Annotated in this window: 21 protein-coding genes; 13 read left to right on the top strand and 8 right to left on the bottom strand. The window is 65.7% G+C overall.

Going from position 1 to position 20456, the window contains the following annotated elements; genetic code table 11:
* Positions 1 to 19: 19 nt before the first annotated feature.
* Entirely contained in the window at positions 20 to 745 is a 726-nt protein-coding gene (locus HWX69_RS02075; RefSeq protein ID WP_178915408.1) for a creatininase family protein, read from the top strand.
* On the opposite strand, the gene HWX69_RS02070 is transcribed toward HWX69_RS02075, so the two are convergent.
* Entirely contained in the window at positions 746 to 1159 is a 414-nt protein-coding gene (locus HWX69_RS02070) for a DUF5790 family protein (protein ID WP_178915407.1), read from the bottom strand.
* A gap of 83 nt (positions 1160 to 1242) precedes the next feature.
* Entirely contained in the window at positions 1243 to 2226 is a 984-nt protein-coding gene (locus HWX69_RS02065) for a DUF7544 domain-containing protein (RefSeq protein WP_178915406.1), read from the bottom strand.
* A gap of 125 nt (positions 2227 to 2351) precedes the next feature.
* Here HWX69_RS02065 and HWX69_RS02060 point away from each other — a divergent pair, with 125 nt between their 5' ends.
* Both HWX69_RS02060 and HWX69_RS02055 read left to right on the top strand, forming a co-directional pair.
* Positions 2352 to 4580: an LVIVD repeat-containing protein gene (locus HWX69_RS02060; protein ID WP_178915405.1), complete on the top strand. Its 2229-nt coding sequence runs from the start codon at positions 2352 to 2354 to the stop codon at positions 4578 to 4580.
* Between the two features lie 56 nt (positions 4581 to 4636).
* A complete protein-coding gene (locus HWX69_RS02055) occupies positions 4637 to 5719 on the top strand; it encodes an iron transporter (RefSeq protein WP_178915404.1) in 1083 nt (360 codons plus the stop codon).
* A gap of 3 nt (positions 5720 to 5722) precedes the next feature.
* On the opposite strand, the gene HWX69_RS02050 is transcribed toward HWX69_RS02055, so the two are convergent.
* Positions 5723 to 6070 (bottom strand): dihydroneopterin aldolase family protein, encoded by a 348-nt coding sequence (locus tag HWX69_RS02050; RefSeq protein ID WP_178915403.1) that lies wholly within the window; start codon positions 6068 to 6070, stop codon positions 5723 to 5725.
* 77 nt (positions 6071 to 6147) lie between these two features.
* Here HWX69_RS02050 and HWX69_RS02045 point away from each other — a divergent pair, with 77 nt between their 5' ends.
* The 3 genes from HWX69_RS02045 to rimI all read left to right on the top strand — a co-directional run bounded on the left by HWX69_RS02045 (position 6148) and on the right by rimI (position 9700).
* On the top strand, positions 6148 to 6759 hold the full coding sequence (locus HWX69_RS02045; protein WP_178915402.1) for a translation initiation factor IF-2 subunit beta: 612 nt from the start codon (positions 6148 to 6150) through the stop codon (positions 6757 to 6759).
* Between the two features lie 180 nt (positions 6760 to 6939).
* Complete coding sequence (locus HWX69_RS02040; protein ID WP_178915401.1) at positions 6940 to 8925, top strand: aconitate hydratase; 1986 nt, start codon at positions 6940 to 6942, stop codon at positions 8923 to 8925.
* A 286-nt stretch (positions 8926 to 9211) separates the two neighbouring features.
* Positions 9212 to 9700: a ribosomal protein S18-alanine N-acetyltransferase gene (gene rimI, locus HWX69_RS02035; RefSeq protein ID WP_178915400.1), complete on the top strand. Its 489-nt coding sequence runs from the start codon at positions 9212 to 9214 to the stop codon at positions 9698 to 9700.
* Positions 9701 to 9704: 4 nt separating this feature from the next.
* On the opposite strand, the gene HWX69_RS02030 is transcribed toward rimI, so the two are convergent.
* Positions 9705 to 10130, bottom strand: a complete 426-nt coding sequence (locus tag HWX69_RS02030) for a hypothetical protein (RefSeq protein WP_178915399.1) — start codon at positions 10128 to 10130, stop codon at positions 9705 to 9707.
* A 79-nt stretch (positions 10131 to 10209) separates the two neighbouring features.
* Between HWX69_RS02030 and HWX69_RS02025 the strand changes: the two genes are divergently transcribed.
* Genes HWX69_RS02025 through HWX69_RS02005 form a run of 5 tightly spaced genes read left to right on the top strand, consistent with a single transcriptional unit; the run spans position 10210 to position 12520 of the window.
* Positions 10210 to 10662, top strand: a complete 453-nt coding sequence (locus tag HWX69_RS02025) for a DUF5810 domain-containing protein (protein ID WP_178915398.1) — start codon at positions 10210 to 10212, stop codon at positions 10660 to 10662.
* A 24-nt stretch (positions 10663 to 10686) separates the two neighbouring features.
* Positions 10687 to 11106 (top strand): DUF5809 family protein, encoded by a 420-nt coding sequence (locus HWX69_RS02020; protein ID WP_178915397.1) that lies wholly within the window; start codon positions 10687 to 10689, stop codon positions 11104 to 11106.
* Positions 11094 to 11522 (top strand): hypothetical protein, encoded by a 429-nt coding sequence (locus HWX69_RS02015; protein WP_178915396.1) that lies wholly within the window; start codon positions 11094 to 11096, stop codon positions 11520 to 11522. The genes HWX69_RS02020 and HWX69_RS02015 overlap by 13 nt, the downstream gene beginning before the upstream one ends.
* Positions 11523 to 12104, top strand: coding sequence for an NUDIX hydrolase (locus HWX69_RS02010; protein ID WP_178915395.1), 582 nt, complete (start codon positions 11523 to 11525; stop codon positions 12102 to 12104).
* Positions 12105 to 12151: 47 nt separating this feature from the next.
* On the top strand, positions 12152 to 12520 hold the full coding sequence (locus HWX69_RS02005; protein WP_178915394.1) for a rhodanese-like domain-containing protein: 369 nt from the start codon (positions 12152 to 12154) through the stop codon (positions 12518 to 12520).
* Between the two features lie 71 nt (positions 12521 to 12591).
* Here the strand turns inward: HWX69_RS02005 and yciH are convergent, their stop codons facing one another.
* The 4 genes from yciH to HWX69_RS01985 are packed head-to-tail and all read right to left on the bottom strand — an operon-like array spanning position 12592 to position 17089.
* Positions 12592 to 12885 (bottom strand): stress response translation initiation inhibitor YciH, encoded by a 294-nt coding sequence (gene yciH, locus HWX69_RS02000; protein ID WP_156710340.1) that lies wholly within the window; start codon positions 12883 to 12885, stop codon positions 12592 to 12594.
* A gap of 35 nt (positions 12886 to 12920) precedes the next feature.
* Positions 12921 to 15116: a transglutaminaseTgpA domain-containing protein gene (locus HWX69_RS01995; protein ID WP_178915393.1), complete on the bottom strand. Its 2196-nt coding sequence runs from the start codon at positions 15114 to 15116 to the stop codon at positions 12921 to 12923.
* Positions 15113 to 16108, bottom strand: a complete 996-nt coding sequence (locus HWX69_RS01990) for a DUF58 domain-containing protein (RefSeq protein ID WP_178915392.1) — start codon at positions 16106 to 16108, stop codon at positions 15113 to 15115. The genes HWX69_RS01995 and HWX69_RS01990 overlap by 4 nt, the downstream gene beginning before the upstream one ends.
* Positions 16109 to 16117: 9 nt before the next feature.
* Entirely contained in the window at positions 16118 to 17089 is a 972-nt protein-coding gene (locus HWX69_RS01985) for an AAA family ATPase (protein ID WP_178915391.1), read from the bottom strand.
* A gap of 464 nt (positions 17090 to 17553) precedes the next feature.
* On the opposite strand from HWX69_RS01985, the gene HWX69_RS01980 reads away from it, so the two are divergent.
* Both HWX69_RS01980 and HWX69_RS01975 read left to right on the top strand, forming a co-directional pair.
* The gene (locus HWX69_RS01980) at positions 17554 to 19089 is read left to right on the top strand and encodes an AAA family ATPase (RefSeq protein WP_178915390.1); all 1536 of its coding nucleotides are present in this window, start codon (positions 17554 to 17556) and stop codon (positions 19087 to 19089) included.
* Positions 19082 to 20428: a hypothetical protein gene (locus HWX69_RS01975; RefSeq protein WP_178915389.1), complete on the top strand. Its 1347-nt coding sequence runs from the start codon at positions 19082 to 19084 to the stop codon at positions 20426 to 20428. Before HWX69_RS01980 ends, HWX69_RS01975 begins: the two co-directional genes overlap by 8 nt.
* Positions 20429 to 20456 lie beyond the last annotated feature (28 nt).

The raw sequence follows: 20456 nt of genomic DNA, 5'->3' as shown, positions 1-20456 counted from the left end.
AGCGCCGCTTTGGGTCGGTATGAACCTCCCCGAATCGACGTGGACCGATATCCGGGACGCAGACACCGACCTCGCGGTGCTCCCGGTCGGAAGCACCGAACAGCACGGCCCTCACGCACCGCTAGGCGTCGATTACATGACTGCCGAAGCGATTGCGGAGGCGGGCGTCGAGCGCTACGTCGCCGACTTCGACGGCGAGGCCGTCGTCGGGCCGACCATCCCCGTCGGCATCGCCGAGGAGCACCGCGATTTCGACGGCACGCTGTGGGTCAGCGAGGACACCTTCCGCGCGTACGTCCGCGAGACGATGGAGAGCCTCGCTCACCACGGCTTCGACCGAATCGTCGTCGTCAACGGCCACGGCGGCAACGTCGACGCCTTACGGGAGTGCTGCGGCCGAATCAGCCGCGACGGCGACGCCTACGCGGTGGCCTACACGTGGTTCGACGCCGTCGACACGGAGGAGTTGGGCCACGGCGGCCCCGCGGAAACGTCGTTCATGCGGCACCTGCGGCCAGAGTTGGTACACGAAGGGCGAACCGAGGAGGCTGCCGAGGGCGCCGCCGAGCAGTGGGGCGAGTGGCTCAACGGGACGAACCTCGCTTATGACTCCGCTGAGTTCACCCAATCGGGCGTCGTCGGCGACCCCCGGAACGGTTCCGAGGAACTGGGCGAGGAACTGCTCGAAGAAGCCGCAGGGGCGCTTTCGGAGTTGCTCGATGCGGTCGCGATGCGAGCGGTCTGATTACTCGTCGTCTTCGTCGTCTTCGCTTTCGGCGTCTTCGAGCGCGCCGCGGAGTTCCGGCACCGTTGAGGCGAGTTCGCTCACCTGCTCGTGAGCCGTGACGATGTCTTCGAGGAGTTCCTCCAGTTCCGCGATGTTGGCTTCGAGGTCGTCGGCATCCTCGAAGGCGTCGGCCTTCTTGCCCATCGCGAACCACTTCTTGGCGTCCCGGAGGTGGTCTTCGGCGTCGCCGGTGTCGAGTGCGCCTTTCAAGGCGTTCAATACGCCGAGGGTGTTGTCGGCGTCGGTGTCCCAGACGGCGTCGGCTTCGGGGAGCGCCTCGCGGGCCTCGGCGAGACTGGATTCCACGTCCTCGCGCATCTCGCTCGCCGCCTCGTCGAACAGTTCGTCGTCGTCGAGCGTTGCCTGACTCATACGTCACCTTTCGCCCCGTGTGGGTTAAAAACACGCCGCAAAGCGAAAGTGAAACACGCGAGCAGACGGCGTGACGCCTTCGATTATTCCGATGGCGCGGCCGTCTCAGCGTCGGTCCCGTCGAGGGCCGCCCGCCGGTCGGCCAGAACGTCAAGTTCGTGGTCCACCGCCCCCAACACGAACAGGGCGTAGTATCGGAGGAACACCTGTAGAATCGCGTAGACGACTGCTCCGACGAGTATCGCACCGAGTGCGCCGACGGCCAACGCGACGAGCACGCCGGAGACGCCGACCGCGCTCGCCGCCACGGCGAATCCGACGAGGCCACCGACGATAGCCGCCGCGATGAACCCGACCACCGCCGCGATGGAGACGAGGATGCCACCGACGGTCGCGAGCAGCGCGACGCCGACCGCGTACGCGAGGAACTGTTTGGGTGCGTCCGAAAGCGTCGACCAGAAGCGTCGCCACCCGCCGAGGACGCCGCAGTCGGTCAGCAGCATCGTCGGGACGACGAACGCCGTCGTGAACGCGGCGACGATGCCGGTCGGAATCCCGACCAGTGAGAGGACGATTCCGTACTCGCTCACCGCGAAGAGGTAGTCCGTCAGGGTCGGGTCCGCCCCCGTCGCGGTCGTGATTAACGCGCCGAGGGCGGCAAACCCCACCAGCGAGAGGACGACCCTGAACGCCGCGAGCCCGAGCGCCTGCTTCCAGTGGGTGGCCATCCCCGCTATCGTCGCTCGCTCGCCGTCTCGGAGCCACCGGAGGAATGGAAACTCCAGGAGCGCGCCGAGAACGACGAAGCCGAGCCAGACGACGGCGAGTACGGCGACTGCGAGCGGCACCCACTCGGGGAGCGTCGCCGGGAGTGCCTCCTCGATTGCGCCGCGCTGTTCGGGCGTCACACCGCCGCCACCGGTTCCGCCGGTCGGGATGCTGATGCCCGGAGTGGCGACGAGTGCGGCGACGACGGTCACCCAGACCCACTCGAATAGGCCGCGTGGCCGGAACCGTCGCGTGGCGGTCAGTGCGTTGTCTATCGCGTCGAGGGCGTGGAGGGCCATGGGGATGGATCCACGCGACTGGAGATTAAATACCTGGGTGCGTTGTCCTCCGACGGCACGCGTCTCGACGTTTGGACGGATTTGTCAGAACTCTTCTTAGGACGGATTTGACACTGTGTGGTATAATGAGACGCAACATCGACGAACTCGGCGCGACGACGAGGCGGTCGGTGCTGAAGGCCATCGGCGCGACGCTCGGCGTCGGTGCGATGGGACAGGCGGCGGGCCACCGTTGGGGCGGGTCGAACACCACCACCGAGGGACCGCAGGCTGACACCACCGACGACGGGATTCCGGAGAACGTGGGACTATCGAAGAACAGCGAGGTGTTCGGCTATCACAGCCTCGGCGACGAGGGACCGGCCGGAACGGGCGGCCGTGCCCGGTCGCCGCACTTCGGCGGCATCACCGAAATCGACGTTCGCGGCGACTACGCCTACGTGAGCATGTTCTCCGCGCGGGGCTCCAGCAGCGGTCGGGGCCTCGCAGTCGTCAACATCGCGCAGTTCAACCGGGCGAAGACCTCCGAGGAACTCGACCAGGCCGAACTCGTCGTCGAGTCGTTCTTCCGCAACCAGAACCCGGCGACGGCGATGATGGACGTGAAGACCGACGACACGGGCGATTACGTCTTCGTCGGCACCCAACCCATCACCGCGCTGTTCGGCGAACTGGGCCAAAACCAGGAACTGAACGACCGGGATTCCTCGTCAAGCGGTCCGAACACCGGCAGCCTGCTCGCAATCGACGTTTCCGACAAGCGCCGTCCCGAAATCGTCGACGTGGCGGAGGGGTTCTCGACGGGCATCCACAACTGCTTCCACCACCGCATCGACGGACAGGACTACGTCTTCGCCTGCAAGGACATCAACGAGGGCGAGGCCGGCCTGTACGTCTTCCGCTTCGACCGGCAGGAACTCGGGTTGACGCTCGTCAATCGCTGGACGCCGTCGGGCGACGACGCCCAGGGCGACACCGGCTTCGGCGGACTCAACTTCTACTGTCACGACGTTCACGTCCAGAACGACCCGAAGAACGGCACCCCGACGATTTACCTCTCCTATTGGGACGGCGGCACCGTCATCCTCGATGGTTCGGACCCGATGGACCTCGAACAGATAGGCATCTTCCCGATGCTGCAGGGCCACTACGCGGTGCCGGCTCCCGATACGGTCACCGTCGACGGCGAGGAGCGACGCGTTGCCTTCGCCAGCCACGAGGAACCGAGCGTCGACGCCGAAACCCCCCGCGATGGCAAGCCCAACCCCGGCAGCACGGGGACCATCTACCTCGTCGACACCGACGACATCTACGAGGCCGACGGCGTCGTCGAGTGCGGGGAACTCGCCAACTACACGTGGCAGGACGAGGTGACCTTCGAGGGCTTCGAGCTGAGCCCGCACAACTCCGACCCCGCGTTCCACGACGGCGAGTTGTGGCTCCACGTCGGTCACTACCACGGCGGAACGCGCTTCCTCAAAGTGACTCCGGGCTCCGACCGCGGAACGACCATCAGCGACGACCCAGAACTCGGCGCCGGCGTCTACGTCGGGACCAACGGCCGCGGCAACACCGCCGGAGCCACGGCACCCGAGAGCGCCGGGTCGTGGCAGGTCATCGACGGTGTTCCGACCGACCGCGCTAACGACGCCACCGACTGGGACCTCTCGGAGCCGAACGGCGCGGACTTCGCCCGTCCCGTCGAGGACGTCCCCGAGGAGTCGAAGATGACGGGCCTTTCCAGCGCCCAACCGAACGTCTGGGGTGCCATCAGCCATCGGGGTATCACGTACTCGGCGGATATCAATCAGGGCGTCTTCGCCATCAAACACGACGACATCGGCGCACGGGGAGCCATCCCCTTCGTCGACATCGAGCGCGACGCCGACCGGTCCGTCTACACCGCCGACCAGGCCGGCCGCATCCGCCTCACCGTCGCCGACGCCGACGAGGACGTCTACATTCGCGACCGCATCCCCAGCGGGTGGGAGGTCGTGGCGGGCGACGACAGCGAGACGTACGCCCTCGGCGGACAGGTGGCTGTCGAGTTCGAGGCGACGGCCGCGCCCGGTGATACGGTGGCGTACTTCGCGGAGTCGCCCGACGACGGCGTCGACGACACGGGAACGCAAATCTTCGGCCCCGTCGAGTTCAGCGACGACGGCGGCGAGACGTGGCAGGCCCTCTCCGGGACGATGAGTTCGCCGGTGCTGGCGGGTATCGACCAGAACGACCCGACCGCAGCAGTCAGCGGGCTGACGGCCGGCACCGCGGCCGGTCTCACCGGGTTCACCTACGCCCAACGCGAACGGCTCCGGGAGCGCACCGCGGAGTTCTTCGACCGCGAGGAGTAATCGCCGTCGTCGACTGAACCAGAACCCACATCTCGGATGTATTCGAATCTCGACCGATGAACCGGCGGACGTTCCTGACGGCCAGCGCCGCCGTCTTCGGGTCGTTGGCGGGCTGTGCCGGTGGTAAGTCGCCGCCGGAGTCGACGCCTCGGCAGACACCGTCGCCGCGGCCGACCGGGACGCCGCCGTACTACGAGGGCGTCGACCTCCCCCACGGCGTGTACGTCCAGCCCTTCGAGAACGCGATGTCGATGCAGGGGCGGGCCGAAGCGGGGCCGTATCGCGTCGCGCTGATGTACGCCGCCCCGCATCGCTTCTGGCTCGTCGAGGGCGACCGCGCCAGCGAGCGGCCCATCCGCCCGGCCGACGACCTCCATCTCATGGCCGCCGTCTGGGATCCCGAAACCGGCGTGGTGGTCCCCGAGACGGGACTGTCGGTCGAGATATCACGAGACGGCGAGACGGTCAGCGAGGAAGTCATCTATCCGATGCTCTCCCAGAGCATGGGCTTTCACTACGGCGGGAACTTCATCCTCGACGGCGACGGCACCTACGAGGTCGAGGTGACCGTCGGCGGCCTCCCGATTCGGGCGACGGGCGCGTTCGAGGGGCGGTTCGAGTCGCCGCAGTCGGCCACCCTTCCGCTATCTTTCACCGAGGCTGAACGAGAGGCCGTCGCCGTCGAGCGTCTGGAGGAGTACGGCGAGCGCGGCGCGGCGTCCCCTTCGCGGATGGACGCCCTTCCCTCCCCGTTGACCGTCGAGGACGTTCCGGGCGAGGGACTCGGAACCGCCTCGACGCACGACGCCGAGGTCGTCCCGACGATACTCGATGGCGACGCCGCGCCGGTCGGGGACCAGTATCTCGCCGCGTACCTCCGGACGCCGTACAATCGGATGGCGATTCCCGGGGCAGCGTGGTCGGCGACGGTTCGCCGCGGCGGTGAGATGTTCACAGAACTGGACCTCCGGCGGACGTTCGACCCCGAGGTGGGGTATCACTACGGCGCCGAACTGTCGACGGCGTTGCGGGCGGGCGACGAGATCGTTCTCACGCCGGTGACGCCGCCGCAGGTCGCCCGCCACGAGGGCTACGAGCGGGCGTTTATGGAAGTCGAGCCGGTGTCGTTCGTCGTCTGAGACTCACGACTCGACACTGTCTACGCGCATGCGCGGGTAGTCGCCGTCCATCGCCATCGACGCGCGGACGCGACAGCCCTCGTAGTCGATGTCCATCTCGACGTCCATGAACCGGCCGGTCAGTTCCGTGTAGTCGGCCGATTGTCCGTCGAGTTCGGCCGCCAGCGCGTCGTCGAGGATGTCGACGGTGACCGACGCACAGAACGGCTGGTTCTCGATTGCCTCCTCGATTGCGGTTTCGAGGCTCGCGCTGCTGGTCGGCGAGACGGGCGTGCCCGCGAACTGGTGATACAGCGTGCCGAACTTGATACCGGCCTCGAAGCAGGCCTCCTGTGGTGTCGTCGGGTCCATGTTTCGGGGTCGTCGGGCGGCGAAAAGAGCGTTTCCCGTCTCGGAACCCATTTAGGTCGGCACCGCTTCGAAAGGGTATGGAGTACGAAGCCAGCCTCGACCGAGCGCTGGACGCCGTCCCCGACATCCAGTCGGGTGGCGACCGGCTCTCGGTCCCCGACCCCCAGGCGCAAGCCGACGGCGCCTTCACCCGGTTCAACAACCTCGATGCGGTCGCCGACGCGCTGGCCCGCGAGACGGACCACCTCCACCGGTTCGTCCAGCGCGCCCTCGCGACCTCCGGCAAACTGGAGGAGGGCGTCGGCCGCTACAACGGCAACTTCGACGAACGGGACTTCGAGGCCGCCGTCGAGGACTACACCGAAGAGTACGTCCGCTGTAGCGAGTGTGGCCTCCCCGACACCCGACTCGTCCAGGAGGATCGGACGATGATGCTTCGCTGTGACGCCTGCGGTGCGTTCCGACCGGTGAAGAAGGGCGGCGGCTCTTCGAACACCCGACAGCAGCGCGACGAGGTAAAGACCGGCGAGACGTACACGGTCGAAGTGACCGACACCGGCCGGAAGGGCGACGGCGTCGCCCACCGCGGCGATTACACGATTTTCGTCCCCGGCGCCAGCGAGGGCGACGTGGTCGAGGTGTACATCGAGAACACGAGCGGCAATCTCGCCTTCTCCCGAATCGCCTGACAGGTCGACTTTTCTCCCCGCGACGGCGCCCGAATCAATCGTTCGTCAAAAAACGTTAACGAATATTAGTCGAAAAGCCACAACTGTTAGGTGCGAATATTGCCAAATCGGCCGATGGCGGCCGCAATACGTGGCGAACACGCCGGATTTATATCTTGTGAGGGACCACCTACGGACGTTATGGGACAGACGATTGCAGAAAAAATCCTCGACGACCACCTCGTCGAGGGCGAACTCGAGACCGGTGAGGAAATCGGAATCGAGATCGACCAGGTTCTGACACAGGACACGACGGGTACGTTCGTGTGGCTGCAGTTCGAGGCGCTCGGAATGGACGAAGTCCAGACGGAACTCGCCGCGCAGTACTGCGACCACCAGACGTATCAGTTCGACTTCAAGAACACGGACGACCACCGCTTCCTTCGCTCGGCGGCCGGCAAGTACGGCGCGTACTTCAGCCGCCCCGGCAACGGCATTTGTCACAACGTCCACAAGGAGAACTTCGCCGCGCCCGGCAAGACGCTCCTCGGTTCGGACAGCCACACGCCGACGCCCGGCGGGCTCGGCCAGCTCGCCATCGGTGCCGGCGGTATCGACATCTCCGTCGCCATGGGTGGCGGCGCCTACTACATCGAGATGCCCGAAGTCGTCAACGTTCGCCTCGAGGGCGAACTCCCCGAGTGGGCGACCGCAAAGGACATCGCGCTGCACCTGCTCGGCGAGCTGTCCGTGAAAGGCGGCGTCGGCAAAATCTTCGAGTACACCGGCCCCGGTGTCGAGAACCTCACCGTCCCCGAGCGGACGACGATTACGAACCTCGGGACGGAACTCGGCGCGACCACGTCCATCTTCCCGACCGACGAGAAGACCAAGGAGTGGCTCTCGCTGTTCGGCCGCGAAGACGAGTACGTCGACCTCGAACCCGACGACGACGCCGAGTACGCCGACCAGATTACGGTCGACCTCTCGGAGCTCGAACCGCTCATCGCGTGTCCGAGCATGCCCGACAAGGTCGTGCCCGTCCGCGAGGTCGCCGGCACGGACGTCGACCAGGTCATCATCGGCTCCTGTACGAACGGTGCCTACGAGGACATCCTCCCCGGCGCGAAGATGCTCGAAGGCCGCACCACGGACAAGAAGACCGAGATGATCGTCGCGCCCGGTTCGAAGCAGGCCTCCGAGATGCTCGCCCGTGAAGGCTGGACCGCGGAGATGATGGCGGCCGGCGTCAACTTCTCCGAGGCGACGTGTGGTGCCTGTATCGGCATCGGCCACGTTCCCGCTTCCGACTCCGTCTCGCTGCGGACGTTCAACCGCAACTTCGAGGGTCGCTCCGGCATCGAGAACGACAACGTCTACCTCTGCTCGCCGGAGGTCGCCACCGCGGCCGCCATCGCCGGCGAAATCGTCGACCCGCGTGACCTCGCCGACGAACTCGGCGACCTCGAGGACCCCGGCTTCGAGATGGGCGACAAGTACGGCCCCGGCATGGCCCAGGACGACCCCGACCTCATCGCGCCCGACGAGGCCGTCGACGACGAGCTCATCAAGGGCCCCAACATCGGCGACGTGCCGCTGAAGGACGAACTCGACGCCGAACTGAAGGGTCCGGCCCTCCTCAAGATGGAGGACAACATCACGACCGACCACATCATCCCTGCGACGCAGGACATCCTGATGTACCGGTCGAACATCCCGAAGCTCTCGGAGTTCACGCTCTCGCGTGTCGACGACACGTTCGCACAGCGTGCTCTCGACAGCGACGGCGGCTTCCTCGTCGCCGGCGAGAACTACGGACAGGGCTCCTCGCGTGAGCACGCGGCGCTGTGTCCGATGTACCTCGGCATCGAGGGCGTCCTCGCACAGAGCTTCGCCCGCATCCACAAGGCGAACCTGTTCAACTTCGGTCTCATCCCGCTGGAAATCGACGCGGCCGACTACGAGAACATCGAGCAGGGCGACGACATCGAAATCGTCGACGACGTCGCAGAGGCCGTCCGCTCCGGTCAGGAAGAGTTCACGGTCCGCGTCAACGACGACTGGGAACTCACCGCGACGCTGGACGCCTCCGAGCGCGAGCGCGAAATCCTCGCCAACGGCGGCAAGCTCCCCCACGTCAAGAAACAGCACGACGAGAGCTCCGGCGCCGCGCCCGCGGACGACTGAAGCCTCGGTTCACAACACTCGTTCATTTTTTCGACGCTACACGGCCAGCCGCAGCTCCGAGCCGCTGGCTCGCTTACAGCGACCGACATAAACCGAACTGGACAGTGCAGCGGCTATCTGTCGTGTAAAAGCGGGGTGGGGGGTGGGGATGCACCCAAACGGGTGCATCCGACTCTAACTCCCGAGGGTAAATGAATCTTCTGGCCAGCCCTTAGATTCCAAGCACTGTATTTATATATGGTGTCGCGGCCGGTAGGCATATGCCGCCGTCCACGTAAGTGAAAACGTGACTACGACGGCGCCGCGCGCCGACGTGGGGGTTCGGCAGGCCACTCGTGGGGACCTCCTGTCGGTGTTCCGCATCGAGAAGCGGTCGTTCCCGCAGGCGTGGCCCTACGCGGCGTTCGAGCGATTTCTGGACGAACCCGGGTTTCTGGTCGCGGAGGCGGATGGGGGAGCCGACGACGTGGAGGCGGGCGAAATCGTCGGCTACGTCGTCGCCGACAGCATTCCGAACCACGGCGTCTCCATCGGCCACGTCAAGGACCTCGCGGTCGCCCCCGAGCGTCGCGGCGAGGGCATCGGCGGACTGCTGCTCTCGCGTGCGCTCGCAACGCTTGCGACTCAGAGTGTCGGCCGCGTGAAACTGGAGGTCCGAGAGAGTAACGACGCGGCGCTGTCGCTGTATCGGGAGTTCGGCTTCGAAATTCACCACGCCGTGCCGGGGTATTACGACGACGGCGAGGACGCGTACGTGATGGTTCGAGAGCTGTGACCTGTCACCCCGCCGAGTCGTAGACCCGCCGAACGATAGCGAGGCCTCGCTCGAGGAGACACGTCACCGAGAGGAGCACGCCGAGGAGCATCGGTGGCAAACCGGCGAAGAACACCCCGCCGCTGGCCTGGTTCAACACCAGAACCGCATACCCAGCCGTGAACACGACGAGCGATGCGAGGGCCACTTTCGCGAGCTGGGGAATTCCCACGGAGCCGCTCCGCCGGTAACTGCCGACGGCGACTGCGAGGACGACGGCCGCGAGCGGCACCGGGTACAGCGACATCGGTGGCAGCGTCGTGGGGCCGAGTTCCCACCAGGAGGGAAGCAGGTTCGTTTCGAGACTCACGACCGTCGACAGGAGTGCGGCCGCGGCCAGCGGGGGTTCGAACCGCTGGAGTCGTTCGTCGCGACCGGGAGGGGCGGTCATAGCCGAGTATCTCCCCGGCGGGAAATAAAACGTCGACCGTAGGCGCAGGCGTTTTGCCGCTGGAACGCCGATTCGGGGTATGGGATACGCCTGCCCCGTCTGTTCGGACCCACAAGCCGACGCGGGTCACCTCGCGAACCACCTCGCCTTCACCGCCATCCTCGGCGACGCCGACCACGAGACGTGGCTCGACGAGCACGTTCCCGACTGGAACGAGATGGGTGAGTCGGAGCTCGCGGAGGTCGTCACCGACGACGTCGAGGAGACGGAGTTCCCGCAGGTGTTCGAGGACACCGTCGGCTCACCCGAAGACCCGGATGACCCACTCGAAGAACGGTCCGGGGCGCTGTTCGAGGAGTCGGGCCACGGTCACGACCACGACCACGGCCACGGCGCCCACGGCGACCCCGCCGCCAGCACCTCGGAGCCAGCCGACGCCGAGACCGAAGCCATTCTCGAAGAGGCACGGGAGATGACCCGCGAGATGCTGCGGGATGGCGATGCCGGCGACGAAGAAGCCGAAAACGAGTAACGGCAGCGGCTCTTTTCTGCCGGTATGGACACCGAAGGGACGTTCGCCCCGGAGTCGTGGGCCGACGCCCGGAACCGGTACGAGGCGCTCGGACCGACGGCACAGACCGTCGTTCGCGAGGTCACCAAAGCGATGGCGTTCGACCGCGAGGAGTACGACGACCGCGTGACCAGCGAGGTCGTCGAGACGGCCCGGCAGGCCACGTTCGCCGAGACGCTTGCGGTCACCGTCGGGTCCACTGAGGAGTTCGACGCCTGGCGGGAGAGCTTCGACGGCGACGTACACGTCGTCGGCAGCGACAACGTCGAGCGGGTGGCCTGGCACGCCGGCCCCGATGGTGCCGCCGTCGCGGCGACGTTCCAGAACGAACCCGAGGCGGCGGTTGCGACGCTCCGACGGGTCGCGTTCAACCGCATCTACCGGGAGGAGCTATGCGACGGATAACGCGCAACCTCGTCGTCTTCCTGTTGGCGCTGGTGGTCGTCCTGCTGGCGTTGGGTGCCCTTCCCAGTTACATCCAGACCGGCGACCCATACTACGTCGAGGCGACGGCCGTCGAGGAACCGGGGCCGACGGTCGACGCGAACAACCTCACCGACCGGCGGTTCCCCTACAGCGTCGCCGCGATAGAGGCCGCCGAAGCCGGCGAGACGCCGGCCCGGTCGGAGGCCTACTACACCGGCCCGGTCGGGTTCAAAGAGGCGTTCACCCACACGCCATTCGACGAGTTCGGCGAGTTCCGGACCAGAAACGCGACTGCGGTCGAACGTGGTGCCGAGTCGCCGGTCGGTGATACGGCGTACGTCGAGTTGGGTGGCCAGCGCTACCGCCTCGAAATCGTCCGCGTGGGGGCCGAGTAGATGGCCGACCCGAGTCCATCCGACCACGACTGGCACGTCGTCGAGTCCGTCACCGAGTACGAGACGGGGTGGTACACCGGCGGCTACGACCTCGTCGAGTTACCGGACGGCCGCGAGAAGCGCTACTACTGGGCGGAGTTGCCACCGGCGGTCGTCATCGTCGCAATCGTCGACGACCCGGCATCGCTTGGGCTTCCCGGTGAGGGCCGGTCGGTCGCGATGGTCGAGCAGTTCCGACCCACTATCCGGGAACTGTGTTACGAACTCCCCGCGGGCATCGTCGAGGACGGCGAAAGCTACGCCGAGGCAGGCGCCCGAGAACTGGAAGAGGAGGTCGGTCTTATCGCGGAGTCGGTCGAACTCATCGAGGACTTCTGGTGTTCGACGGGCGTGTTGCGCCACGAACGCGGCATCGCGTGGGCCGAGGGGTTCTCGGTCGGCGCCCGGGAACTCGACGGCAACGAGTTCCTCGACGTGAGGACGGTCCCCGTCGAATCCGCACTCGACCTCGCGCGGTCGGGGCCGGCAAACGACGCCACCATCGAAGGCCTGCTGTTGGCCGAGGCCGACGGGCTGTTGTGAGGGCGTCCAGTCCTGCCGTTTAATACGTTCGTCGCCTACCCACCAGTATGGACGGCGAGATTTCTGCGGCAGAACTGCAGGCGCTACTCGACGACGGCGAGGACGTTCGCATCGTCGACATTCGGTCACCCACCGCCTTCACCCGCGGGCACATCCCCGGCAGCGAGAACGTCCCGTTTGGGGAACTGACGACGCGAATCGAGGAGTTCGCCGACGCCGACCGCGTCGTGACGGTGTGTCCCCACGGGCAGGCGAGCCAGCAGGCTGCCCGACTCATCGGGTCCTTCGAGGGGTTCTCGGGGCGAGTCGACTCGCTCGCGCCCGGAATCGAGGGCTGGGAGTACGAACTGGCGTCTGGCGAGGAGACGGAGTCGGGAATCGCGGCCGGCGACGACGGCCCGGACGCGCCGTTCTGAAGGGCACTCCGTGGCTGCCGCTGGTGGAGTGGGCGCTCGAAAAACGGACTCGACGTGCGGTTCAGAGGGTGTTACGCAACGTTGAACCCTTTCTCCTGAAGGAAATCCTCGATGCGTCCGAGGTGATTACCCTGTAGTTCGATGACGCCGTCCTCGACGGTGCCGCCGCAAGCGAACTTCGATTTCAGGTCGCTCGACAGCGAGTCGAGATCGACGTCTCGGGGGTCGAACCCCTCGATGACCGTTACCTCCTTACCGTATCGGCGCTCGTCGATGCGGATGTTGATCTCCTGGGACTCCTTGGCGACGTCTTCACAGACGCAGAGTTCCTCGGGGAGACCGCACGTCGAGCAGACTTCCGACATTACAATCCGGGTGTACACGACGGCCGTATTAAACACTATCGGGACCGTGTATTCCGCTTTTCGACCAGATGGGGGAGCCGAGACCGTTCTTCGAGCAGTTCAGCGAGGTCGGCTCTGGCCGCCGCAGCGTCGGAAGCATCGACGCCGTGGCCGTAGCGGGCCTGCTCGTACAGTCGGCCGACGCGCTCGATTCGATCGTCGCCGACGAGGTACTGCCGGGGGGTCTCGCCGGGGGCTTTCCGGCGCCCGTCGCGCTCTTCGAGGTGGACGACGCGGTGATAGACGCCGGCGACGACGGCCTCGGGGTCGTCGGCCGGGAGGCGTCTGAGCCACAACTCCCGGTAGAGGCGTCGGTCGGTGCCGGTGCGTCTGAGGCCGGCGACGACGCCGGCGAAGATGAGCAACCCGAAGCCGGCCTGTTCGGGCGTCGGAATCGGTATCGTCGGCAGCGAGAACCCGCCGTCACCGTCGGTTCCCGGCGGACCGTCGGTGGGCGTCGTCTCGGTGCCGTTCGGTTCGGTGGCCGTCCCGTTCGGCCCCTCGGGTGTCGTCGGGTCGGGCGTCCCTTGGTCGAAATCGGAGTCGAGTGAGTCGTTGGTGTCGATGTCGCTGTCGTTGTCCGAGCGTGCGTCGGCGAGGATCTCTCGCTCCTCGGCGATGCGGGGGTCCGAGGGCGTGGGGTCGAACTTCACCCAGCCGTGTTCGGGGAAGTACACCTCGACCCAGGCGTGGGAGTTGTACCCTCTGACGACCCACTCGCCGTCCTCGACCTGTTGGCCGGGGGTGTAGCCGACGACGAACCGCGCCGGGATATCCTGGGTGCGGAGCATCGTCACCATCGTCGTCGCGAAGTACGTACAGTAGCCCGCGTCCATCTCGAAGAGGAACTCGTCGGCGACGTTCCCGCGTGGCCGTTCGACGTCCAGCGAGTAGTCGTAGTTGTTCTGGAGCCACTGTTCGAGGACGCGAGCGGTGTCGTAGGGGTTCTCGGCGTTGGCAGTGAGTCGGTCAGTCCGCTCGGTCACGCGGGCGGGCGTACTGGACGGCAACTGGGTGTACCGCTCGGTGACGGCGTCGGGGTAGTCGGTCCCGGCGGTCCGGAGGTCCGCCGGCGGGGCGACGGGTACCTCGCTCGTGGCGGTGTAGGACTCGCCGGCCTGCAGCGGGCTGGCGGGCTGGAACGCGCCGCTGTCGGTCACTTGGACGGGAACGGGAACGTCGTCGATGTCGACGGGCGTGTTCGCCGCCGGGAGCGTTGCGATGTCGGTTTCGGCGGTGTAACGCTGTTCGAGCGTCCGTGTCTCGCCGGGCGGCGGCGGCAGCGACCCGCCGTAGTTGCGCATCTCGCCGCTTTGGACCCATCCCCCGCCGGTGTAGCGGTCGTAGGTACCGACCCGCCAGTACGCCTCGGCGTCGGCTTCGACGGTGTAGCGCACCTCCGGGGAGAGTTCGACGGGGCCGGTGACGGCGAGGCTGTCGCCGGCGTGGACGAGACTCGACTCCATCGTCGAGGTCTGGGTGCCGACGCCCTCCGAGGAGATGAACGACCCGGCGGCGCCGGGGACGACGCCGACGAACAGCGTCAACACGACCATCGTCGCCAGCAAGACGACGACGCCGTCGGCGTTTCTGAGTGACTCGCCGCGGCGGTCGCAGTCGCCGAAGGCCAACGCGAGGGTGACGCCGACGACGCCGACGAGCGTGGTCGGCGTGGTCGCGTCGCCGGTCAACACGACCACGCCGAGGGCGCCGCCGGCGACGGCGCTGGCGGCGACGTAGTTGCGACGCAACGCGAGGTAGGTAGCCAGGAAAACCGGCCCCGGGGCGGCCGAAAGCGCCCACACGTCGGCGTTGACGATACGGAGCACCGAGAGACCGCCCATCAGCGCGAACACGTCGCTCAGCATCGGCCCAACCAACACCAGGAAGCCGAACCCGCCGGGGAGCGACTGGATGTAGAGGTAGGTCCCGACGACGACGGCCGCCGCGCCGATTCCGATGGCGGTTCGCGGGCGGATGAGCCACGCCAGTACGCCGCCGGCGAGTGCGGCCCCACCGACGACGTAGTACAGGAGCGTCGCGTCGCCGGTGATAACGAGTATCTGATAGAGGACGTAACAGAACGCGCCGAGGGTGGTCGCAACGCCGCCGAGCGCGAGAAGTCGGGCTGGGTCGACCGGGGCCTCGATGGCGCCGAGCGCGTCGCGAACCGACCGGTCGGTCGTGCTCACGCCAGCACCTCCCGACTCCGGTGGGCACCCGACAGTCCTTCGAAGTCGACTTCGCGGTTCGCGAACGTGACGGTCGCGCTGCCCCCCTTTCCGAGGACGGACACGTCGGCGCTCCGCCGGCGTTCGGGGTCGACCCACCCGTCGCCGGTGCGTGCGAGCAGCCGAAGCACCGAGATGACGTCGCCGGGGTGGGCGACGGTACTCCCGTCGGGGACCGTCACGGCGACGGTGACGCCGAGATCGTGGAGGTGGGCCACGAGGGAGGCGACGCTCTCGGCCATCGCGTCGGCGCTGCCCAGCGCCGACTCCCCGACCACGTCGAGTTGGGTCGCCTCCGAACGACTCTCGTATTCGGCGACGACGAACTCCTCGTCCGTTCGCTTCGCGCTCGCCCGCCAGTGGATGTCCCGCATCGTGTCGCCGGGGCCGTACTCACGGAGGCGGTCGAACGACGAGCGGTCGTCGCCGAGGACGCGACTGGTGAGCGACCCCAGCGTGTCGTCTTCGAGGCCGTACACGTCGGGATAAACGAGCGCCGTCGTCGTCCCTTCCGTCTCCACGTCGGTTCTGAACAGGCCGAGTGAGTCGGTCACTCGGCAGGTCGCCGGCCCGAGGGCGTGTTCGCCGCGGCGGCGCAACTCGATGTCGTACTCGAAGGTCCCGCCGTGTCCGACGGTCGCCTCGGTCGTCTCGGCGTCGAGGCCATCCCCGAGCGACTCGGTGACCGTACAGGGAACGTCGGCGTCGACGCTGAGGGTGACGGTTCGAGACTCGCCGGGAAAGCCTGCCTCGGGTGTCGAGCGCTCGACGGTCGGCGGGTCGGCTCGGAGGAGTTGGACGGCACCCGCGAAGAGGCCGACCAAGGCGGGGACGACGACGGCGTTCAGCGACCGCGCGCCCGCGCCGGCGCCCAAGAGGAACGCCAACAGCGCCACCGTGAGGATGGCGTAGCCCCGACGCGTCGGCCGCAGGTTTCGGACGTTCGTGAGCATCGCCCGCTCTCACTCCTCGACGGCGACCGATTCCAGCGCCGCCTCGACGACGGCCTCGCTATCATCGTCGCCGGGGCTGGTCCGCATCCGGTGAGGAAAGACGACCGGAGCGGCGGCCTGTACGTCGTCGGGAATCACGTAGTCGCGGGAGTCGAGTACGGCACGGCCCTGTGCGGCCCGAACCAGGGCGATAGAGCCGCGGGGGCTGACGCCCAACTCCGCGTGCTCGCGTGTGTAGTTCGCCAGCCGCGTGACGTACTGCCGGAGCGGGTCCCGAACCTCGACGTTCCCGGTCACTTCGCGGGCCTCCCGGAGCGCTTCGTCGGTCGCGACCGCCGAGATGTCGTCGATGGCGTGGCCGCCGACGGCGCGGTCGATGACCTCCGACTCGTCGTCGGGGTCGGGGTAGCCGAGATGCAACTTCAGCATGAAACGGTCCAACTCCGCGGCCGGCAGCTCGTAGGTGCGCTCGCGCTCGATAGAGTTCTGCGTGGCGATGACGACGAAGGGGTCCGGTACCGGATGGCTCTCGCCGTCGACGGTTACCTGTCCCTCCTCCATCGCTTCGAGCAGGGCGGCCTGTGTCTTCGGCGGCGCGCGGTTGATTTCGTCCCCCAAGACGACGTTGGCGAAGACGGGCCCCGCGCGGAACTCGAAGGTACTCGTCTGTTGGTTGTAGACGTTCGCGCCGGTGATGTCGGCCGGCAGGAGGTCCGGGGTGAACTGGACGCGCTTGAACGAGCAGTCGAAGGATTCGGCGACCGCACGCGCGAGCATCGTCTTGCCGACGCCGGGGACGTCCTCTAGGAGGACGTGGCCGCCGCCCAACAGCGCGGTGACCAGATGCTCGATGCTGTCGTCGTTGCCGACGATGACCCGCTGGACGTTGTCGATGACGTCCCGGGCGGTCTCGCCGGCACGCTGTACGTCGACCGCCCGCTCGGCCGGCGGCGCGGCCGATGACTCGGTCGTGTCAGTCATGGAGGGCGTACCGGATACCCGGAGAAACACGCCATACGTCTTGTGGTCGCGGTACGACTGTCATTACCTGTCGATGGGGCCGAAGCGACGTAAGCACTATGGAGGTTGGGGTATGGACCGCACAGGAGATTTCTTCGAGTATGGACGACCGAGGAGGATTCAGTAGAGTACCGTTCCAAGGCGCTCGGCCTGACGGTGTGCTTCGTCGGGCCCGCTCACTGAAGAGCGGTCGATTCGACCGGGCGTGAACTCCCGTCCACAGCCCTCTGGACGTACACAGTCGTAGTTAATCTTCCATCCCGTCGCTTCCGCTTTGAGGCCGTACCACAGCGTTGATCCACACCTCGGACAACGAGCGTCGGGGTGTTTTCGAAGAAGCATGCGATTCATCGGCCTGTTATCGTTCATAAACGCTTGCCGACCGCTCGCATACTTTTATTTCGACGACGGAACACAGACGGACGATGACGTACGATGGGCCGGAGGTATTTCTCGCTCCCTACGGCAACGCCGCCGCCCAAGAGAACTTCCAACGAACCGCTCTCGACGGCCTTTCCGAAGCACAAATCGCCGAACACTCCGAGAAGTACCCCTCCAGCAGTCCAGTTCGGCTGTGGGGTACCAAGGAATCCGTCGAGGGGAGTTGGAAGCACATTGAGGCCGGGGATTACCTCTTCTTCTATCAGAACGGTAGCTACGACCACGTCGCTCGGGTTCTCGGGACCGAAAAGAACGAACCGCTCGGACGGGCCGTCTGGCCGAACCACGAGAAGGACAGTCCGTGGGTCTGTATCATTTACCTCGAAGAGCCGGTCGAGACGGACATAGACTCTGCGGAGATTCACGACCTCGCCGGCTACGACATCACGTATCCGATGGGATTCAGCCCGCTCAACGAGATGGGACTCGGCGGTATCAGAGGCCGGTACGGCTCCATCGAGAACCTCGTCTACGGTGAACGCTCCGAAGAGACGACGACGCCGAACGTGACTGACGTTCCTGCGGTCGATATCCCGGATTCAGTTCTCGACGACCTACACTTTCCGGACGGTCAGGCGACCGAAATTCTCGACCAAGTCAACGCTGCGCTGAACGCAGGAAAACACCTCATCTTCACCGGTCCACCGGGGACCGGAAAGACGGAAATCGCCCGACTGCTCTGTGAGTATCTAACCAACTCGTATCCTGACATTTACACCGGCCACCAACTCACCACGGCGACAGCAGACTGGTCGACGTTCGAAACCGTCGGCGGCTATATGCCCGACGAGACCGACGGCGACGACCTGACGTTCGAACCCGGACAGGTTCTCCGACGGTTCAAGCGAAACGACACACAGCGGAACGAACTGCTGGTCATCGACGAAATCAACCGCGCAGATATCGACAAGTCGTTCGGCCAGTTGTTCACACTGCTTTCGGGACAGGCAGTCCAGTTGCCCTACAAGCGTGGTGGCGAGGAAATCGAGATTCTTCCCGCGGATGACTTCGATGGCGACTTACTTGCCCACAGATACGTCGTCCCGTCATCGTGGCGCATCTTCGCGACGATGAACAGTTACGACAAAACGTCGCTGTACGAACTCTCGTATGCGTTCATGCGCCGGTTCGCGTTCGTCCACGTCGGCGCACCGACGGTTCCGGAGGCTCCCGACGAACAGGCTGACCTCGTCGAGTCGTACGCCGACGTGTGGAACATCGATGCCGACGAGGAGACGCTACGGGATGTCGGTGACCTGTGGTTCAGGATTAACGCACTGGACGACGGCCGTGAAATCGGTCCTGCCATCATCAAGGACATCCTCTCACACGTCACGGCCCACGACATCGACCGGCAGGTCGCGTTGACGCAAGCGGTGTCGAACTACGTGTTCCCGCAGTTGGAGGGCGTTCCGAACCGGAAGCGAATCGTCTCTCGAATCGCCGCCTCGGACGCTATCGACCGGTCTCGTCTCGACCGCTTGGCGGCCGATGTGCTGGGAGTAACTGCCGATGGATAGGGAGGCGCTCGTCTCGGGGCTGTCACAGGACATCCTCACCTACGTGATGCACGGGACGTTCCCCGAAGCACACATCGCACGGGAACTGAAACCGACGGGCCTCGACGAGCGTTTCGACGACTACGAGTCGCTCGTCCGACTCCACTTCCTGTTGAAACCGGAGGTCGTCCAGTTCGTCGAACGACTTCCCGAGCGACTTCGGAACGTCAAAACCCAAACCGAGAACGTCAGGACGGTCTCCCGAGGAGAGGTCGGCGGTCGAATCAACTGGCCAGCGACGGTGAAGAAGCGGTATTCGACGAACCCGCGTGACGCGTCACTGTTCGTCTGTGACAATCGCTCGGAGAGCTACGACATCGCCGAGAACGTCGTTCTCAAGCGTCTGCTGGCGATACTCTACGAGACGCTTCAGGACTGCTCGAAGTACCTTCGCGCCGACTACGAGTGGGTGACCGAGCGGTGGCGGGAGAACCTCGAACTCGTCGACGTGATGGAACGCGTCTTCGAGCGGAACGTCCACGTCACCCGTATCCGCGACCCTGAGGAGTACGAACCGACCGAGCGAATGCTCCAGCGGGCCGAAGAGGCACGAACCCCGGTTTACACCGAAGCGGCGGGTCTGCTTCGCTCGTATCGAGCCAGTCTCGACGGTGATACTGATGCGATTGCGGACCTCCTCGAAGAAACCGCCATCACTCCGGATGACGAAGAGACGCTGCTGGAGTTGTACGTCCTCTTTCGATACGTCTCGACCATCGAATCGCTCCGGGGGGAGTCGTTCACGCTGTCGACCATCGAAACGGACTCCCAAGAAGTCGCCCGAATGGAGGACGGTGACACCGAAATCGCGCTGTATCACGACAACTCCGCGTCCGGACGCGGCCTGTCGTTCGTCCCGGAGAACTTCGAGAAGGCCCGTGAAAAGCTCACCCGAACGGAGATGATACAGCGGGAAACACGGGAGGTGATGTCGACGTACTTCCGAGAGGAGGAGTTCAGGCAAACGACCGGTCGGCCGGACGTTATCGTCCTCGAAGTCGACACCGAAGAGCGACACGAGTACCTCATCACAGAAATCAAGAACTCGACGCGCCCGGATACGGTTCGTACGGGCATCAAGGAGACAATCGAGTATCTCGCCTTCCTGCGACGGGAAGACGAATTCGTCTACGAGAGCGACACCGAGTACGTCGGCTCAGGATGGAACGGGTTGCTGGTCGTACAGGACATCGAAGAGACGGACACTGCTCCATTGAATGAACAGCGGTCGATTCGCATCCTACAGGCGTCGGAAGTCGAAGCGAAGTTGCAAGACGTACTGGAGAGCGTGATTCTCTGATACGCTACATCGTTCACCCATTCGCCCG

The organism is Natronomonas gomsonensis (genome assembly GCF_013391635.1).
Lineage (GTDB): Archaea > Halobacteriota > Halobacteria > Halobacteriales > Haloarculaceae > Natronomonas > Natronomonas gomsonensis_A.
This window is presented reverse-complemented; position numbering and strand designations above follow the sequence as displayed.

Coding starts and splice junctions, on each gene's coding strand:
- HWX69_RS02075 (WP_178915408.1), top strand. CDS start 20: ATGAACCTCCCCGAATCGACGTGGACCGATATCCGGGACGCAGACACC.
- HWX69_RS02070 (WP_178915407.1), bottom strand. CDS start 1,159: ATGAGTCAGGCAACGCTCGACGACGACGAACTGTTCGACGAGGCGGCG.
- HWX69_RS02065 (WP_178915406.1), bottom strand. CDS start 2,226: ATGGCCCTCCACGCCCTCGACGCGATAGACAACGCACTGACCGCCACG.
- HWX69_RS02060 (WP_178915405.1), top strand. CDS start 2,352: ATGAGACGCAACATCGACGAACTCGGCGCGACGACGAGGCGGTCGGTG.
- HWX69_RS02055 (WP_178915404.1), top strand. CDS start 4,637: ATGAACCGGCGGACGTTCCTGACGGCCAGCGCCGCCGTCTTCGGGTCG.
- HWX69_RS02050 (WP_178915403.1), bottom strand. CDS start 6,070: ATGGACCCGACGACACCACAGGAGGCCTGCTTCGAGGCCGGTATCAAG.
- HWX69_RS02045 (WP_178915402.1), top strand. CDS start 6,148: ATGGAGTACGAAGCCAGCCTCGACCGAGCGCTGGACGCCGTCCCCGAC.
- HWX69_RS02040 (WP_178915401.1), top strand. CDS start 6,940: ATGGGACAGACGATTGCAGAAAAAATCCTCGACGACCACCTCGTCGAG.
- HWX69_RS02030 (WP_178915399.1), bottom strand. CDS start 10,130: ATGACCGCCCCTCCCGGTCGCGACGAACGACTCCAGCGGTTCGAACCC.
- HWX69_RS02025 (WP_178915398.1), top strand. CDS start 10,210: ATGGGATACGCCTGCCCCGTCTGTTCGGACCCACAAGCCGACGCGGGT.
- HWX69_RS02020 (WP_178915397.1), top strand. CDS start 10,687: ATGGACACCGAAGGGACGTTCGCCCCGGAGTCGTGGGCCGACGCCCGG.
- HWX69_RS02015 (WP_178915396.1), top strand. CDS start 11,094: ATGCGACGGATAACGCGCAACCTCGTCGTCTTCCTGTTGGCGCTGGTG.
- HWX69_RS02010 (WP_178915395.1), top strand. CDS start 11,523: ATGGCCGACCCGAGTCCATCCGACCACGACTGGCACGTCGTCGAGTCC.
- HWX69_RS02005 (WP_178915394.1), top strand. CDS start 12,152: ATGGACGGCGAGATTTCTGCGGCAGAACTGCAGGCGCTACTCGACGAC.
- yciH (WP_156710340.1), bottom strand. CDS start 12,885: ATGTCGGAAGTCTGCTCGACGTGCGGTCTCCCCGAGGAACTCTGCGTC.
- HWX69_RS01990 (WP_178915392.1), bottom strand. CDS start 16,108: ATGCTCACGAACGTCCGAAACCTGCGGCCGACGCGTCGGGGCTACGCC.
- HWX69_RS01985 (WP_178915391.1), bottom strand. CDS start 17,089: ATGACTGACACGACCGAGTCATCGGCCGCGCCGCCGGCCGAGCGGGCG.
- HWX69_RS01980 (WP_178915390.1), top strand. CDS start 17,554: ATGACGTACGATGGGCCGGAGGTATTTCTCGCTCCCTACGGCAACGCC.
- HWX69_RS01975 (WP_178915389.1), top strand. CDS start 19,082: ATGGATAGGGAGGCGCTCGTCTCGGGGCTGTCACAGGACATCCTCACC.